Origin of the sequence: Escherichia sp. E2661 (assembly GCF_004745185.1) — a bacterium.
Taxonomy (GTDB): domain Bacteria; phylum Pseudomonadota; class Gammaproteobacteria; order Enterobacterales; family Enterobacteriaceae; genus Escherichia.
Window position 1 is genome coordinate 20690 of the sequence record NZ_PDIG01000024.1, and the last position, 16674, is coordinate 37363.

Sequence of the window (16674 nt, forward strand, 5' to 3'; positions counted from 1 at the left end):
TCTGACTGTCTCCAGTATGAGGGCTTAACTTAAACAAAACCTAAACAAGCTTTTTTAAGGTTTTCTTAAGGTTTTATACTTACAGAAAAGCGCACGAAATGTACAATTTGCGAGAAATGGGGATATTTGGGGGTTGTGCTTTTTTCGTACGTTAGGGCGGAAGGGGCGTGTCTGGGGGAATTAATTGTCGGAATGACGAAGATTAATCTTCGTCAAAACCTGAGTTAAAGAGGGCGATGACGGCGGCCAGCGCCTCAACTTCCTGCGGACCGGTCGCTTCGACTTCAATCTGTCGTCCTTTGGCAGAATCCAGCATCAACAGCGCAATAACGCTGTTGGCTTCAGCCTCGGTGCCTTCGTCATTACGTAAAAGCACTTCGGCGTCAAAACCCTGCATTAATTCAAACAGTTTCATAGCAGGCCGGGCATGCATGCCCAGCTTGTTAGTGATTTCGACAGTTTGTTTGACGGTCATGGTTTACGTTTTTCCAGCGTGCGATGGCGTGACTGGACGTTTTTACCGCGTGAGCGGAAGTAGTCAGCCAACTGTTCTGCAATATACACCGAACGGTGTTTCCCGCCAGTACAACCAATGGCGACCGTCAGGTAGCTACGGTTGTTGGTTTCCAGCATAGGTAACCATAGCTCAAGATAGCTACGCGTCTGGTAGATAAAATTGTGTACTTCTGTGTGCCTATCGAGGAATGCGGCGACAGGTTTATCAAGGCCCGTCATCGGACGCAGTTTCGGATCCCAGTGTGGGTTCGGCAGGAAACGTACGTCAAAGACGTAATCCGCGTCGATAGGAATACCGTGCTTGAAGCCGAAGGATTCAAAGACCATTGTCAGTTCACGCTCGCGTTTACCCAGCAGGCGGGTACGCAGCATTTCTGCCAGTTCATGAACGGACATTTCAGATGTATCGACAATCAGATCCGCCCGTGAACGCAGCGGTTCCAGCAGATCGCTTTCTTTGTCGATAGCACTTTCCAGCGACAGGTTTTTGCTGGAAAGCGGATGCAGGCGGCGCGTATCGCTGTAACGACGAATCAGCGTGTTACGATCGGCATCGAGAAACAGGAGTTGCGGTGAGAAAGCATCAGGCAGATTGCTCATCGCCTGTTCGAATATTTCTGGCGACTCTGGCATATTGCGGACATCAATGCTGACGGCGGCAGAAATCTCGCGATCGGCCAGAGTCCGAGCCAGATCGGGTAACAGCACTACGGGAAGGTTATCCACGCAGTAAAAACCCATATCTTCCAGCGCCCGCAGGGCGACAGATTTGCCTGACCCTGAACGTCCGCTGACGATCATCAGTACCATGTACTGTTTCTCCTCACAACGTCTAAAAGAGACATTACAGAATAACTACGTTTCATCCGGAGTACCTTCGGTATCCGTAATGATTTGATACAGCTCTTCATCGCTCTGGGCTGCACGTAAACGGCGGCAGATAGTTTTGTCCGCCAGACGTTTCGCGACCAGCGAAAGAGTGTGCAGGTGCGTTTTGGTTTGGTCTGCGGGTACCAACAGGGCAAAAAGTAAGTCTACCGGCTGGTTATCGATGGCATCAAAAGCAATAGGTGTTTCTAGCTGAACGAAAACGCCAACCGCGCGTAGGGTATCTTCTTCCAGTTTGCCGTGCGGAATGGCAATGCCATTACCAATACCGGTACTGCCCATTTTTTCCCGCGTCAGAATAGCTTCAAAAACCACCTGCGGCGGCAGGCTAAGTTGTTTTGCCGCCAGTTCGCTGATGATTTCCAGGGCGCGTTTTTTGCTCTGACAGTGGACGCGGCTTCGCGTACATTCCCTGTTAAGAACACTGCTAAGCTGTAGAGTTGTATCATTATTTGTCATAATTTCACCTAAGAATCTACCCACTCAAACAGTGGGGCAGATTCGGAGCATTAACCGTACAAATGGCCTGTTGTGCCATACAACAGGCCGCCATGCACTTGCTAATTGCCCGGACAATTAGTGTTGTTTCAATTTATCTTTATGCTTGGTTAGCTGACGTGCCAACTTATCAATTAAGCCATCAATGGCGGCGTACATGTCCTGACCTTCCGCGCTGGCATGAATTTCGCCACCGTTAACATGCAGTGTTGCATCTGAGGTGTGGGTGACTTTCTCCACTTTCAGAACAACATAAACCTGGTTGATTCGGTCAAAATATTGCTCAAGTTTGGCAAACTTTGAGGTGACAAATTCGCGCAGGGCCTCGGTGATCTCGACGTTATTTCCGGTAATGTTGAGCTGCATAGTGTCTTCCTTATCGGTTGGGTCAAACGAGCTGTTTACGCTGGTTTGACGGCGGAATGGATAAAGACTCTCGGTACTTCGCAACAGTGCGGCGTGCCACCATGATACCTTGTTCTGACAACAAAGAGGTTAACTTGCTGTCGCTCAACGGTTTCGCTGGGTTTTCCGCCGCGATTAATTTCTTCACCAGTGCACGAATCGCCGTGGAAGAGGCTTCGCCACCCCCTTCGGTATTGACGTGACTGGAAAAGAAATACTTCAGTTCAAAAATGCCTCGTGGACTATGCAGGTACTTTTGCGTGGTCACGCGAGATATCGTCGATTCATGCATCTCGACGGCCTGGGCGATATCAGCCAGCACCATCGGTTTCATATATTCTTCGCCTTGCTCAAAGAAGGCTTGCTGTTGTTCAACAATACAGCGACTGACGCGCAGCAGCGTATCGTTACGGCTTTCCAGGCTCTTAATCAACCATTTAGCATCCTGCAGATTGCTGCGGATAAACTGACTGTCGCCATCGTTACGTGCGTTATTGCACATTGAGGCGTAATGCTGGTTGATTTGCAGACGTGGAATACTGTCGCTGTTCAGTTCAACCGTCCACTGGCCGTTATGCTTACGCACCAGCACATCAGGGATGACATATTCCGGTTCACCGGTCTGGATCGACTGGCCAGGACGTGGATCGAGTGACTGGATCAGATTGACGGCTTCTTTCAGCACATCTTCTTTCAGACGCGTGACGCGCATTAATGAGCGAAAGTCGTGATTGGCCAGCAGATCGAGATGATCGCTAATGATCAGTCGAGCTTCTTCCAGCCACGGCGTGGTTTTATCGAATTGGGAAAGTTGGATCAGCAGACAGTCACGCAGATCTTTCGCTGCCACACCGACCGGATCAAAACGCTGGATGCGTTTCAGAACTGCTTCAACTTCATCGATGTCGATCTCTTCATCGCCCATACTTTCGAGAATATCTTCCAGCGGGACGGTCAGATAACCGGTGTCATCAACGGCATCGACTATGGAGGTGGCGATAGCGCGGTCAGTGTCGGAAAACGGTGTCAGCTCGACCTGCCACATCAGATAATCCTGCAAGGTCTGCGTCGTTTCGCCCTGATAGACCGGCAGCTCATCGTCGATGTAGTCACCGCTGGTGCCTGATGGTGTACCGGCGGTGTAGATGGTATCCCAACTGGCATCGAGCGGCAGCTCTTCCGGCATCTCTTTTTGTTCGAGCGCGTCAGCGGTATCCAGCGTTTCGCTGTCTGGCGTTTCGTGAGTGTCGATTTCATCATGAGTGTCGATTTGCTCAAGCAATGGATTACTTTCCAGCGCCTGCTGTAGCTCCTGCTGAAGTTCCAGCGTGGACAACTGCAACAGACGAATCGCCTGTTGTAGCTGAGGCGTCATTGCCAGTTGTTGGCTAAGCCTGAGTTGCAAACCTTGCTTCATGTTCAGAATCGTACTCTCCTGCTAAAACGTCGCAAACTTCTACCCTATCAGAGTCTGAAGTCTTCCCCAAGGTATACACGCTTAACATGTTCATCTTGTAAGATTTCTGTCGGCGTGCCATGAGCGATTAAATGCCCCTGACTGACGATATAAGCGCGTTCACAAACAGCCAGCGTTTCACGCACGTTATGGTCGGTGATAAGCACGCCCAGACCGCTGTCGCGCAGGTGTTCAATGATACGTTTGATGTCGATAACCGAGATCGGGTCAACCCCGGCAAATGGTTCATCGAGGAGGATAAATTTCGGATTCGCAGCCAGTGCGCGCGCAATTTCTACACGACGGCGTTCACCACCGGAGAGCGATTGCCCCATGCTGTCGCGTAAATGCTCAATGTGGAACTCTTCCATCAGCTCGTTCGCGCGATCTTCACGCTGTTCAGCGGATAAGTCGTCACGAATTTGCAGTACCGCCATCAGGTTATCGTAAACGCTGAGGCGACGGAAAATAGAGGCTTCCTGCGGCAAATAGCCGATACCGCGACGCGCACGCGCATGCAGCGGCAGCAGGCTGATATCGTCGTCATCAATAATAATGTTGCCCGCATCGCGCGGCACAATGCCAACGACCATATAGAAAGTGGTCGTCTTACCGGCACCGTTTGGCCCCAGCAGACCGACAATCTCCCCGGAGTTGACGGTCAGGCTGACGTCTTCCACCACGCGGCGGCCTTTATAGGCTTTTGCAAGGTTCTTTGCAGTTAAAGTTGCCATAACGAATTAATTACCCTTCTTCTGCGCCGGGGTCTGGCCTTTGTTGTTTTTGTCCTGCAACTGTGACGGCACCAGAACGGTGGTCACACGCTTACCTTTGTCACTGAAAGCCTGCATTTTCTGCTCTTTCACCAGGTAAGTGATCTTATCGCCCTTAATGTTGCTATCGACCTGCTGCAGATAAGCATTACCCGTCAGAACGACAAAATCTTTTGCCAGTTCGTAATGCATCTGGGAAGCGTGACCTTCAACGGGTTTACCGTTGTCCTGCATCTGGTAGAACGTTGCCGGTTTACCGTAGCCGTCAATCACCTCTTTACCTTGTTCGCCGCCCGGACGGGTAACGACCACTTTATCGGCATTAATTTTAATGGTGCCTTGAGTCACGACGACATTACCGGTAAAGGTAACCACGTTGCCTTGCATATCAAGAGATTGCTGGTCCGACTCAATGTGGATCGGTTGGTCAGTATCTCCGGTAACGGCAAATGCCGGAATGCTGGCGGCCAGAAGTGAGCTGGCAAGCACAAGATTAAGGCTGAGTTTGTTTGTTTTGAATTTCATAGGATGTTCTAACCTTTTCAATCAGCTCGGCATTCTTGCTGCGTAAGTTGCCGCGCATTTTCAGACCGCTGGAGTTAAATGTTGTTCCGTATAACGTGACGAGGTCTTCAGAGGTAACATCCTGCGTCACCAGATTGATCTGCGCGTTATCCGTCGTGATTCTGCGAAGTTGAGAGTCCGGCACGAGTGCGTTGACTTCAACGTGTCCATATAAATAAAGCATCCGGTCATTGGTTAGCTTGGCTTTATCTGCTTTAACCGACCATGTCGGGATTTTATCCTTATCAAACGTGGTAAGTACGGGTTGCGTAAACCACGAAACGGCCTGATCGGAATAATATTCAACGTGTTGAGCAATCAATCGATAGCTTAGGGCTCCTTCTGGGTTATAGACGAGCGTGTCCGTATGCTCGCTTTTATAGGTGGGATCATTGTTGTTGACGACCACCTGGGCGGTATCGTCTTTCTCGGTCATGTTAACGCCGATCATCACCAGAACCGCCAGTGATAGCACAATGATAACCCAACGTCTGGCTTTACTCATATCGATTGCCCTTTGGCTTCATCCAGTTTGCCCTGCGCCAGAAGTAATAAGTCGCAAACTTCACGAACCGCGCCACGACCGCCAGCAATGCGCGTCACGTAATCAGCACGCGGAATCAATAGCGGATGCGCATCGGCTACGGCCACGCTTAAGCCCACTTTTTCCATCACTGGCCAGTCGATAAGATCATCACCAACGTAAGCCACGTTTTCTGGCGCAATCGCCAGTTTTTCCAGCAGATCGCCAAAGGCGATAAGCTTGTTTGATTGCCCCTGATACAGATGGGTGATCCCTAACGTTGCACACCGATCTTCTACCAGTTTAGCCTTTCGTCCAGTAATGATGGCGACTTCAATATCAGAGGTGAGCGCACAGCGGATACCGTAACCGTCACGAACATTGAACGCTTTCAGCTCTTCGCCATTGTTACCCATATAAATCAGACCATCTGACAATACGCCATCAACGTCGAGGATCAGCAGACGAATGTTCTCTGCTTTTGCCATCACATCGGCGCTAACAGGGCCGTAACAGGTCGCAAGCGACGCACCTGCTTTACTCATTGTTGTTTATCCTTGAATCTTTACACTACGCCAGCACGCAATAAATCGTGCATATGTAACACACCGAGTAAATGGTCGCCATCGGCAACCATTACGGAAGTGATATGGCGGGACTGCATTAAGTTCAGCGCCTCAACGGCCAGAATGCCAGGACGTACACGAATTCCCCCCCGGCGTCATCACATCGGCAATACCTAACTGACGGACATCCACGCCCATATCGAAGACACGGCGTAAATCACCGTCGGTAAAGATGCCTTCAATCATCATATTGTCATCGCAAATGACGGTCATACCAAGATTTTTGCGGGTGACTTCCAGCAGCGCATCGCGCAGGCTGGCCGTTTTCTTGACATGCGGGATCTCGTCGCCCGTATGCATAATATCGCTGACGCGAAGCAGAAGTTTACGACCAAGTGCGCCGCCTGGATGCGAAAGTGCAAAATCTTCGGCGGTAAAGCCGCGCGCTTTCAACAAGGCGACGGCGAGCGCATCTCCCATGACCAGCGTCGCGGTAGTACTGCTGGTTGGCGCCAGCCCTAACGGACAAGCTTCTTTTGCTACTTTAACACACAGATGCACGTCTGCTGCGCGTGCCATGCTGCTCTCCGGACGACCGGTGATGCAAATTAACGGTACATGCAGGCGTTTGAGTACCGGGATTAAGGCCGTGATTTCGCTGGATTCACCTGAGTTAGAAATCGCAATGACCACGTCCTGCGGGGTGACCATGCCTAAATCGCCATGTGCGGCCTCACCGGGATGGACGAAAAATGACGGAGTACCGGTGCTGGCAAAGGTTGCTGCCATTTTGCGCCCAATGTGTCCCGATTTACCCATTCCCATGACCACGACTTTACCTTTACACCAGAACATCTTTTCACAGGCGAGCGTGAAATTCTGATTGATGTATTGATCAAGCTCTGCCAGGCATTCACGTTCAATCGCCAGGACTTCTTTACCTGCTTGCTGAAAGTCAAAACCCGGTTGCAACTCTACGTGCGACATAATGCGTTTCCAGTTATTCAACGAGTATTGGCGATAACCAGTACAACATCGCCAGCCATACGACAAATCCGCCTGTTAATAATACCCCAACACCACGGCCAGATTGCCGGGAGCGTCGCCAGCATAGCAACGCAAAAATAATACTGACCAACAGCATCACGCTGCAGTCACGGCTGTACGCCAGTGGGTTAACCTCCCCGGGCGTTATCAGCGCGGGTAAACCCAGCACGATGACAATATTAAAAAATGTTTGCGCCAATGATATTACCGACAGCAATGTCGTTTTCACCTTTGCGAAAACCTGCTATCGCGGTTGCCAGTTCCGGCAGACTAGTGCCGATAGCGATTGCCGTCAGACCAATCGTCAACTCGCTGATGGCAAAGTAATTCGCCAGTACGGTGGCGTTGTCAATCACCATCCGCGTTGCTACCGGCATGATAATCAATGCAATGCCGAGCCATAAAAAACGCGACAGGTAAACCGCCTTCGCGCGGTAGCTCTGCAAGCTGTTCTCTGGTCAGGCTGTCAGTCCCCTGACGTTCTGCCTGACGTGCAAGTTTAACAATGAACAGCAGCCATAGCACAGCCAGAAAGAGGAGAAAGATACCATCGCTGCGACCAAGTTGTCCGTCATAGAGTACGGAACCGGCCACCACACTGACTAATAACATTAATGGTAATTCACGGCGCAGAACATCGGAATGTACGGTAAAAGGGCGCACCAGCGCTGCCAGACCGAGGATCAGTAAAATATTGATTATGTTTGAGCCGAGTGCTGTGCCGACGGCTAAATCTCGTTGTTCATGCAGCGACGCGGCAAGCGAAACGATTATTTCTGGAAGTGACGTACCAATACTGACCACCGTCATGCCGATGATCAGCGGTGGGATGCCAAAAGTGCGGCAAAGAATAGAGGCGGCAAATACCAGACGGTCGGCACTGTAAACGACCAAAAGTAAACCAACAATTAACAGTGCCGTAGCTAAAAGCATCTAACGTCCTTTCTTCAGGTATACTCGCCGGTCCGCTGAAGATTTTCAGAAAGCCGTAATGAATTCTTAATTTTGACTTTATGCGGCTAAAAAGTAAAACAAATGCCAGCTTTCGCTAACCGCGGCGGGTAATATTCTGTAAATATGTTGGGTTCAAGGTTAAATTGAGCGCCATGCTTAGAAAATCAACGCAAGACAAAGGGTGAATTATGGAGCAGTCTGTGGCGAATTTAGTCGATATGCGCGATGTCAGTTTTACGCGTGGCAATCGCTGCATCTTCGATAATATTTCCCTGACCGTGCCGCGAGGGAAGATCACGGCGATTATGGGGCCATCAGGCATCGGTAAAACGACGCTACTCCGTCTGATTGGTGGGCAAATCGCGCCAGATCACGGCGAGATCCTTTTTGATGGCGAAAATATTCCGGCGATGTCTCGTTCGCGCCTGTATACCGTGCGTAAACGGATGAGCATGTTGTTTCAGTCCGGCGCGCTGTTCACCGATATGAACGTTTTTGACAACGTCGCCTATCCACTGCGTGAACATACCCAACTTCCCGCGCCATTGTTGCATAGTACGGTGATGATGAAGCTGGAAGCCGTGGGGCTGCGCGGAGCGGCTAAACTTATGCCATCGGAGCTTTCAGGCGGGATGGCGCGTCGTGCGGCGCTGGCGCGTGCAATTGCGCTGGAGCCGGATCTCATCATGTTTGATGAGCCGTTTGTTGGGCAAGATCCCATCACTATGGGCGTCCTGGTGAAGCTGATTTCCGAGCTGAACAGCGCGCTGGGCGTAACCTGTGTGGTGGTTTCTCACGATGTGCCGGAAGTCTTAAGTATTGCGGATCACGCCTGGATCCTGGCAGACAAAAAGATTGTCGCTCACGGTAGCGCCCAGGCGTTGCAGGCGAATCCTGATCCTCGCGTACGTCAGTTTCTGGACGGGATTGCTGACGGACCAGTTCCGTTCCGCTATCCTGCCGGCGATTATCACGCTGATCTTTTACCAGGGAGTTAAGCCACTCATGCTGTTAAATGCGCTGGCGTCGCTCGGACATAAAGGGATTAAAACCCTGAGAACGTTCGGGCGAGCCGGGTTAATGTTATTCAATGCGCTGGTCGGCAAACCGGAATTTCGCAAACATGCGCCGCTGTTGGTGCGTCAGCTCTATAATGTCGGCGTCCTGTCGATGCTGATTATTGTGGTTTCTGGCGTGTTCATCGGAATGGTGCTGGGTCTGCAAGGTTATCTGGTACTGACCACTTATAGTGCGGAAACCAGTCTGGGGATGCTGGTGGCCTTATCGCTGCTGCGCGAACTGGGGCCGGTGGTCGCAGCACTGCTGTTTGCCGGACGTGCCGGTTCGGCGTTAACTGCGGAAATCGGTTTGATGCGCGCCACAGAGCAGCTCTCCAGCATGGAGATGATGGCCGTGGACCCACTGCGCCGCGTCATTTCTCCACGTTTCTGGGCTGGGGTAATTTCACTACCGCTGCTGACGATAATTTTCGTCGCCGTGGGGATCTGGGGCGGATCGCTGGTCGGCGTCAGTTGGAAAGGTATTGATAGTGGATTCTTCTGGTCGGCAATGCAAAACGCCGTCGACTGGCGTATGGATCTGGTCAACTGTCTGATTAAGAGCGTGGTGTTCGCTATTACGGTGACGTGGATTTCGCTGTTTAACGGTTATGACGCCATCCCGACCTCTGCCGGGATTAGCCGGGCAACCACTCGTACCGTTGTCCACTCGTCTCTGGCCGTTCTGGGGCTGGATTTTGTGCTGACCGCATTGATGTTTGGGAATTGAGTTCATGCAAACGAAAAAAATGAAATTTGGGTGGGTATCTTTTTATTAGCAGCACTGCTGGCGGCGCTGTTTGTTTGCCTGAAAGCGGCAAACGTGACGTCAATGCGAACTGAACCGACCTACACGCTTTATGCGACGTTCGATAATATCGGCGGCCTGAAAGCGCGCTCTCCGGTTAGTATTGGTGGTGTTGTCGTCGGCCGGGTTGCAGATATTACGCTGGACCCAAAAACCTATCTACCGCGCGTGACGCTGGAAATTGAACAACGTTATAACCACATTCCTGATACCAGTTCGTTGAGCATTCGTACTTCCGGTTTGCTTGGGGAACAATATCTGGCATTAAACGTCGGTTTTGAAGACCCGGAACTAGGGACTGCTATTCTGAAAGAGGGGGATACGATTCAGGACACCAAATCTGCGATGGTTCTGGAAGATCTCATTGGTCAGTTCCTTTACGGCAGTAAAGGTGATGACAATAAGAATAGTGGCGATGCGCCAGCCGCTGCGCCAGGTAATAATGAAACCACTGAACCTGTGGGTACAACGAAATAATTTCAGGAGAACCGACGCATGTTTAAACGTTTAATGATGGTCGCTTTGCTAATGATTGCACCGCTGAGTGCGGCAACCGCGGCAGATCAGACCAATCCCTATAAGCTGATGGACGAGGCGGCACAGAAAACGTTCGATCGCCTGAAGAATGAACAATCGCAAATTCGGGCTAATCCGGATTACCTGCGTACCATCGTCGATCAGGAACTGCTTCCGTACGTACAGATAAAATACGCCGGTGCGCTGGTACTGGGTCAGTACTACAAAAGCGCGACCCCAGCCCAGCGTGAAGCCTACTTTGCCGCTTTCCATGAGTATCTGAAGCAGGCTTACGGTCAGGCGCTGGCGATGTATCACGGTCAGACCTATCAGATTGCGCCAGAACAGCCGTTGGGTGATAAAACCATTGTGCCTATCCGTGTCACCATTATTGACCCGAATGGCCGTCCACCGGTACGTCTCGATTTCCAGTGGCGTAAAAACTCTCAGACTGGCAAGTGGCAGGCTTATGACATGATTGCCGAAGGCGTCAGCATGATCACCACGAAACAAAATGAGTGGGGGACTTTACTGCGCACGAAAGGCATCGATGGTCTGACCGCACAACTGAAGTCTATTTCTCAACAGAAAATCACCCTGGAAGAGAAAAAATAATGAGCGAGTCACTGAGCTGGATGCAGACGGGTGACACCCTGGTATTGACCGGAGAGCTGGATCAGGACGTTCTGCTGCCGCTGTGGGAAATGCGTGACGAAGCGGTGAGGGGGATTACCCGCATCGATCTTAGTCGAGTGTCCCGCGTTGATACGGGTGGATTGGCGTTGCTGCTCCATCTGATCGATCTGGCGAAAAAGCAAGGCAACAGCGTGACGCTTCAGGGGGTAAACGACAAGGTGTATACCCTGGCAAAATTGTATAATTTGCCGTCTGATGTCCTGCCTCGTTAATTTTTTTCAGGCTGGATAAGGCGTTACCCGCCAGTCCGGCAAACCTACCAGTAAGTCGAGCCTTGTCTGATTAATCAGCAAGGCTTTTTGCTTATTTATGACAGCGCAACTTTGCTCTAAGATGTTTCGCTGGTTTATTAACTGATGAATGAAGATCCCATGGAAAATAATGAAATTCAGAGCGTGCTGATGAACGCTCTTTCCCTCCAGGAAGTCCACGTTTCCGGCGATGGCAGCCACTTTCAGGTTATTGCCGTGGGTGAGATGTTTGATGGCATGAGCCGGGTTAAAAAACAGCAGACGGTTTACGGTCCGCTGATGGAATATATTGCGGATAACCGCATTCATGCTGTGTCGATCAAAGCGTATACCCCTGCGGAGTGGGCGCGTGATCGCAAACTGAACGGCTTTTGAGCTATGGGCGATACGCCGGTAGCGGATATGAATTGTTAACTGAGAACATACTAAATGGATAAATTTCGTGTTCAGGGGCCAACGAAGCTCCAGGGCGAAGTCACAATTTCCGGCGCTAAAAATGCTGCTCTGCCTATCCTTTTCGCTGCACTGCTGGCGGAAGACCCGGTGGAGATCCAGAACGTCCCGAAACTGAAAGACGTCGATACATCAATGAAGCTGCTTAGCCAGCTTGGCGCCAAAGTAGAACGTAATGGTTCTGTGCATATCGATGCCCGTGACGTTAATGTCTTCTGCGCGCCTTACGATCTGGTTAAAACCATGCGTGCCTCTATCTGGGCGCTTGGGCCGCTGGTGGCTCGTTTTGGTCAGGGGCAGGTTTCTTTGCCTGGTGGTTGTACGATTGGTGCTCGTCCGGTTGATTTACATATTTCCGGCCTTGAGCAATTAGGCGCGACCATCAAACTGGAAGAAGGTTACGTTAAAGCTTCCGTCGATGGCCGTCTGAAAGGCGCGCATATCGTGATGGATAAAGTCAGTGTTGGTGCAACCGTGACCATTATGTGTGCTGCAACCCTGGCAGAAGGCACCACGATTATTGAAAACGCGGCACGTGAACCGGAAATCGTCGATACCGCGAACTTCCTGGTTACGCTGGGCGCGAAAATTAGCGGCCAGGGTACCGATCGTATTGTTATCGAAGGTGTGGAGCGCTTGGGGGGCGGTGTCTATCGTGTGCTTCCTGACCGCATCGAAACTGGCACCTTCCTGGTGGCGGCGGCGATCTCTCGCGGCAAAATCATCTGCCGTAACGCCCAGCCAGATACCCTTGACGCTGTGCTGGCGAAACTGCGTGACGCTGGGGCGGACATCGAAGTCGGCGAAGACTGGATTAGCCTGGATATGCATGGCAAACGTCCGAAGGCTGTTAACGTGCGTACCGCGCCACATCCGGCGTTCCCGACCGATATGCAGGCCCAGTTCACGCTGCTGAACCTGGTGGCAGAAGGAACGGGATTCATCACCGAAACGGTCTTTGAAAACCGCTTTATGCACGTACCTGAGCTGAGTCGTATGGGGGCGCATGCTGAAATTGAAAGCAATACCGTTATTTGTCACGGTGTTGAAAAACTTTCCGGCGCACAGGTAATGGCAACCGATCTGCGTGCTTCAGCAAGTCTGGTGCTGGCTGGCTGCATTGCAGAAGGTACTACGGTTGTTGATCGTATTTATCACATCGATCGTGGCTACGAGCGCATTGAAGACAAACTTCGCGCGCTTGGTGCTAACATTGAGCGTGTGAAAGGCGAGTAATCGTCCGATAGCTGGCAGCCCCGTTCGCGGGGCTACCGCCAGGCTACTCATTTTTGCGGTTTGGTGTAGCTGCGCATCAACTGCGATCTGTCGATAAACTCATGGGTCAGCGGGTCATGATAGCGTGATGGCCAGATAACCCAGGGATCAGTTCCTAATGCTTTTGCAATAATCATCTCTCCTTTTGGCCAGGGACGCGATAATGCATTCGCCAGTGTCGAGGAACTCAAACCATTTCTGCGAGATTCCGCCGCCATTGACGTTCCTCTTTTCCGCAAACCCGCAATGATATCGGCGGGATGCCAGTCAATGAAATTATTCTCCATCTTTCCTCACTCCTTAAGTTGGTCGCTTTCATTCAGAACATGCGTTCTGCCAGGAATCACTATACTCCTGATGACGTATTGCTCTAAAAAAGTTCCTGTAAAGAGTGTGAATATTCAGAATATATCAAGATGAGTCATCTGTATTTCAGACGGTTTTGCGATTGATTGAGGATTTTTGGGAGTTTACTGGAATTATCCCGCGCAGTGCGCGGGATAACAGGAAGGGATTAACGATCGCGTTGAACAGCGATGTGTGCGAGGCCAATTAACGCCTCTCGCCACGGGGTATCCGGCAACACTTGCAACGCAGCAATAGCTTTGTCTGCTTCTTCTTCCGCACGCTGACGTGTCCATTCCAGAGAGCCGCAAGCGTTCATTGCTTCCAGAACCGGTTCCAGAAGATGTCGACCGTTCCCTTGTTCGATGGCGGAACGGATCATCTGTGCCTGTTCTGGTGTGCCATGATGCATCGCATGCAGCAGCGGCAGCGTCGGTTTACCTTCGTTCAGATCATCACCGACATTTTTGCCCAACTGTTCGCCATCGGCATTGTAATCGAGCAAATCGTCGATCAGCTGGAAAGCAGTGCCGAGGTAACGACCATAATCTTGCAGGCCTTTTTCCTCTTCCGGCGTACAGCCTGCCAGAATACCGGAACACTGAGCAGCAGCCTCGAACAGACGTGCGGTTTTGCTGTAAATAACACGCATGTAGTTCTCTTCGGTGATGTCCGGATCATTAACGTTCATCAGTTGCAAAACTTCACCTTCCGCGATGACGTTTACAGCCTCTGACATCACTTCCAGCACTTTGAGCGAGCCGAGGCTGGTCATCATCTGGAACGCACGGGTATAAATAAAATCGCCTACCAGCACGCTGGCAGCGTTACCAAAAGCGGCGTTGGCGGTAGCTTTACCTCGGCGCATATCTGATTCATCCACAACGTCGTCGTGTAGCAGGGTCGCCGTGTGGATAAACTCAATTAGGGCAGCAATGGTGACATGTGCATTCCCCTCATAGCCAACAGCTCGTGCAGCCAGTACAGCAATCATCGGACGAATACGTTTACCGCCGCCGCTGACGATGTAATAGCCTAACTGATTGATCAGTTGGACGTCGGAATTAAGCTGCTCGAGAATTGCTGCATTAACACCCGCCATATCTTGCGCGGTTAACTCATTGATTTTTTCTAAATTCATCGCAAAAGCCGGGCTTTTCGCCCCGATTACCTTACTGTGAACAGAGGCAACTTAGGGTTTATGGTTAGGAATATAGAGTGATTGTACTGAAAAAATGGCACAGATAAACGTTACCGTACAAGTTGTGTTTTTTTTCTTTCGTGTATTGACTGTAGCACTTGTCAAAGGCGTGCGTTTTGCGTAATATTCGCGCCCTATTGTGAATATTTATAGCGCACTCTGAATCATTGAAAAGGTGTGCGCGGAAGCGGAGTTTTATATGTACGCGGTTTTCCAAAGTGGTGGTAAACAACACCGAGTAAGCGAAGGTCAGACCGTTCGCCTGGAAAAGCTGGACATCGCAACTGGCGAAACTGTTGAGTTCGCTGAAGTGCTGATGATCGCAAACGGTGAAGAAGTCAAAATCGGCGTTCCTTTCGTTGATGGCGGCGTAATCAAAGCTGAAGTTGTTGCTCACGGTCGTGGCGAGAAAGTTAAAATCGTTAAGTTTCGCCGTCGTAAACACTATCGTAAGCAGCAGGGCCATCGTCAGTGGTTCACTGATGTGAAAATTACTGGCATCAGCGCCTAAGACCTGAGGAGAGATTTCAAATGGCACATAAAAAGGCTGGCGGCTCCACACGTAACGGTCGCGATTCAGAAGCTAAACGCCTGGGCGTTAAGCGTTTCGGTGGCGAATCCGTTCTGGCGGGTAGCATCATCGTTCGTCAACGTGGTACCAAATTCCACGCTGGCGCTAACGTAGGTTGCGGTCGTGACCACACTCTGTTTGCTAAAGCAGACGGTAAAGTGAAATTCGAAGTTAAAGGCCCGAAAAACCGTAAATTTATCAGCATCGAAGCTGAATAAGTTTTTCGCGTCCCGGTAACGGATGAAAGCCCCGCAACACGTTGCGGGGCTTTTTACATTCGATAACCGGTAAAATGCGCATGGTGCGGCGTTAATCCGCAAATGCGCTTTGCAGGGAATACGGTATGAAGCAGCAGGCAGGCATTGGCATTCTTTTGGCGCTCACCACAGCAATTTGCTGGGGGGCGTTGCCAATCGCAATGAAGCAGGTGCTGGAGGTGATGGACCTCCGACAATCGTGTTTTACCGTTTCTTGATGGCGAGTATTGGTCTTGGTGCCATTCTTGCGATGAAGAAGAGGTTGCCGCCATTACGCGTGTTTCGTAAGCCACGCTGGTTGATTTTGTTGGCAGTGGCGACCGCCGGGCTGTTTGGGAACTTCATCCTGTTCAGCTCATCCTTGCAATACCTGAGTCCGACCGCTTCGCAGGTGATTGGGCAACTCTCGCCAGTTGGCATGATGGTTGCCAGCGTATTTATCCTGAAAGAGAAAATGCGCAGCACTCAGGTTGTAGGGGCATTGATGCTCCTGAGCGGCCTGGTGATGTTTTTTAACACCAGTCTGGTCGAGATATTTACAAAGCTCACCGATTACACCTGGGGAGTTATCTTTGGGGTCGGTGCGGCGACGGTCTGGGTGAGTTATGGCGTGGCGCAAAAGGTTTTATTGCGTCGGCTGGCCTCACCGCAGATCCTGTTTTTACTGTACACTTTATGTACAATTGCGCTCTTCCCTCTGGCAAAGCCAGGAGTGATAGCGCAGCTTAGCCACTGGCAGCTCGCATGTTTAATTTTTTGCGGACTGAATACCTTGGTAGGATATGGCGCCCTGGCGGAAGCGATGGCTCGCTGGCAGGCAGCGCAGGTGAGTGCGATCATCACGCTCACCCCACTGTTTACGCTGTTTTTTTCAGATCTTTTATCACTGGCCTGGCCCGATTTCTTCGCCAGACCGATGTTAAACCTTTTAGGTTATCTCGGTGCGTTTGTCGTGGTTGCGGGCGCGATGTATTCCGCCATTGGTCATCGTATTTGGGGCGGATTACGTAAGCATACAACGGTGGTATCGCAACCCCGCGCAGGCGAATGATT

General features: G+C 50.9%; 20 protein-coding genes and 3 pseudogenes. 10 read left to right on the forward strand and 13 right to left on the reverse strand.

Annotated features, from left to right (window positions below; translation table 11 throughout):
- Positions 1–202: 202 nt before the first annotated feature.
- The 11 genes and pseudogenes from npr to CRI63_RS12500 all read right to left on the reverse strand — a co-directional run bounded on the left by npr (position 203) and on the right by CRI63_RS12500 (position 8169).
- A complete protein-coding gene (gene npr, locus CRI63_RS12450) occupies positions 203–475 on the reverse strand; it encodes a PTS phosphocarrier protein NPr (protein WP_000216792.1) in 273 nt (90 codons plus the stop codon).
- Positions 472–1326 carry an RNase adapter RapZ gene (rapZ, locus tag CRI63_RS12455; protein WP_000243741.1) on the reverse strand — a complete coding sequence of 285 codons (855 nt, stop codon included), beginning with the start codon at positions 1324–1326 and terminating at the stop codon, positions 472–474. The genes npr and rapZ overlap by 4 nt, the downstream gene beginning before the upstream one ends.
- A 45-nt stretch (positions 1327–1371) precedes the next feature.
- A complete protein-coding gene (gene ptsN, locus CRI63_RS12460) occupies positions 1372–1863 on the reverse strand; it encodes a PTS IIA-like nitrogen regulatory protein PtsN (RefSeq protein ID WP_000183677.1) in 492 nt (163 codons plus the stop codon).
- A gap of 117 nt (positions 1864–1980) precedes the next feature.
- Complete coding sequence (gene hpf / locus CRI63_RS12465; RefSeq protein WP_001176602.1) at positions 1981–2268, reverse strand: ribosome hibernation promoting factor; 288 nt, start codon at positions 2266–2268, stop codon at positions 1981–1983.
- Positions 2269–2290: 22 nt separating this feature from the next.
- Complete coding sequence (rpoN, locus tag CRI63_RS12470; protein ID WP_105281056.1) at positions 2291–3724, reverse strand: RNA polymerase factor sigma-54; 1434 nt, start codon at positions 3722–3724, stop codon at positions 2291–2293.
- A 47-nt stretch (positions 3725–3771) separates the two neighbouring features.
- Positions 3772–4497 carry an LPS export ABC transporter ATP-binding protein gene (gene lptB / locus CRI63_RS12475; protein WP_000224099.1) on the reverse strand — a complete coding sequence of 242 codons (726 nt, stop codon included), beginning with the start codon at positions 4495–4497 and terminating at the stop codon, positions 3772–3774.
- 6 nt (positions 4498–4503) lie between these two features.
- Positions 4504–5061, reverse strand: coding sequence for a lipopolysaccharide ABC transporter substrate-binding protein LptA (gene lptA, locus CRI63_RS12480; RefSeq protein ID WP_130219197.1), 558 nt, complete (start codon positions 5059–5061; stop codon positions 4504–4506).
- A complete protein-coding gene (lptC, locus tag CRI63_RS12485) occupies positions 5030–5605 on the reverse strand; it encodes an LPS export ABC transporter periplasmic protein LptC (protein WP_064529518.1) in 576 nt (191 codons plus the stop codon). The genes lptA and lptC overlap by 32 nt, the downstream gene beginning before the upstream one ends.
- A complete protein-coding gene (gene kdsC, locus CRI63_RS12490; RefSeq protein ID WP_064529519.1) occupies positions 5602–6168 on the reverse strand; it encodes a 3-deoxy-manno-octulosonate-8-phosphatase KdsC in 567 nt (188 codons plus the stop codon). The genes lptC and kdsC overlap by 4 nt, the downstream gene beginning before the upstream one ends.
- Positions 6169–6188: 20 nt before the next feature.
- A pseudogene (gene kdsD, locus CRI63_RS12495) lies at positions 6189–7176 on the reverse strand (arabinose-5-phosphate isomerase KdsD).
- Positions 7177–7189: 13 nt separating this feature from the next.
- Positions 7190–8169 (reverse strand): annotated as a pseudogene (locus CRI63_RS12500) (calcium/sodium antiporter).
- Positions 8170–8378: 209 nt separating this feature from the next.
- Here CRI63_RS12500 and mlaF point away from each other — a divergent pair.
- The 7 genes from mlaF (at position 8379) to murA (ending at position 13208) form a co-directional block, all read left to right on the forward strand.
- Positions 8379–9188 (forward strand): phospholipid ABC transporter ATP-binding protein MlaF, encoded by an 810-nt coding sequence (gene mlaF / locus CRI63_RS12505; protein ID WP_000438245.1) that lies wholly within the window; start codon positions 8379–8381, stop codon positions 9186–9188.
- Between the two features lie 7 nt (positions 9189–9195).
- A complete protein-coding gene (mlaE, locus tag CRI63_RS12510) occupies positions 9196–9978 on the forward strand; it encodes a lipid asymmetry maintenance ABC transporter permease subunit MlaE (protein ID WP_000925792.1) in 783 nt (260 codons plus the stop codon).
- Positions 9979–10002: 24 nt separating this feature from the next.
- Entirely contained in the window at positions 10003–10533 is a 531-nt protein-coding gene (mlaD, locus tag CRI63_RS12515) for an outer membrane lipid asymmetry maintenance protein MlaD (RefSeq protein WP_135519687.1), read from the forward strand.
- Positions 10534–10551: 18 nt separating this feature from the next.
- On the forward strand, positions 10552–11187 hold the full coding sequence (gene mlaC / locus CRI63_RS12520; protein ID WP_130204580.1) for a phospholipid-binding protein MlaC: 636 nt from the start codon (positions 10552–10554) through the stop codon (positions 11185–11187).
- Positions 11187–11480: a lipid asymmetry maintenance protein MlaB gene (gene mlaB / locus CRI63_RS12525; RefSeq protein ID WP_130204582.1), complete on the forward strand. Its 294-nt coding sequence runs from the start codon at positions 11187–11189 to the stop codon at positions 11478–11480. The genes mlaC and mlaB overlap by 1 nt, the downstream gene beginning before the upstream one ends.
- Before the next feature lie 159 nt (positions 11481–11639).
- The gene (gene ibaG, locus CRI63_RS12530; protein ID WP_010379217.1) at positions 11640–11894 is read left to right on the forward strand and encodes a BolA family iron metabolism protein IbaG; all 255 of its coding nucleotides are present in this window, start codon (positions 11640–11642) and stop codon (positions 11892–11894) included.
- 54 nt (positions 11895–11948) lie between these two features.
- Positions 11949–13208, forward strand: coding sequence for a UDP-N-acetylglucosamine 1-carboxyvinyltransferase (murA, locus tag CRI63_RS12535; protein ID WP_130259105.1), 1260 nt, complete (start codon positions 11949–11951; stop codon positions 13206–13208).
- 47 nt (positions 13209–13255) lie between these two features.
- On the opposite strand, the gene sfsB is transcribed toward murA, so the two are convergent.
- On the reverse strand, positions 13256–13534 hold the full coding sequence (gene sfsB / locus CRI63_RS12540; RefSeq protein ID WP_064529526.1) for a DNA-binding transcriptional regulator SfsB: 279 nt from the start codon (positions 13532–13534) through the stop codon (positions 13256–13258).
- A 227-nt stretch (positions 13535–13761) separates the two neighbouring features.
- The gene (gene ispB, locus CRI63_RS12545; protein ID WP_130204586.1) at positions 13762–14733 is read right to left on the reverse strand and encodes an octaprenyl diphosphate synthase; all 972 of its coding nucleotides are present in this window, start codon (positions 14731–14733) and stop codon (positions 13762–13764) included.
- A 259-nt stretch (positions 14734–14992) separates the two neighbouring features.
- Here ispB and rplU point away from each other — a divergent pair, with 259 nt between their 5' ends.
- The 3 genes and pseudogenes from rplU to CRI63_RS12560 all read left to right on the forward strand — a co-directional run bounded on the left by rplU (position 14993) and on the right by CRI63_RS12560 (position 16672).
- Complete coding sequence (gene rplU, locus CRI63_RS12550) at positions 14993–15304, forward strand: 50S ribosomal protein L21 (protein ID WP_000271401.1); 312 nt, start codon at positions 14993–14995, stop codon at positions 15302–15304.
- Positions 15305–15324: 20 nt separating this feature from the next.
- The gene (gene rpmA / locus CRI63_RS12555; protein WP_000940595.1) at positions 15325–15582 is read left to right on the forward strand and encodes a 50S ribosomal protein L27; all 258 of its coding nucleotides are present in this window, start codon (positions 15325–15327) and stop codon (positions 15580–15582) included.
- Positions 15583–15707: 125 nt separating this feature from the next.
- Positions 15708–16672: pseudogene (locus tag CRI63_RS12560) on the forward strand (DMT family transporter).
- The last annotated feature ends 2 nt before the right edge of the window (positions 16673–16674 follow it).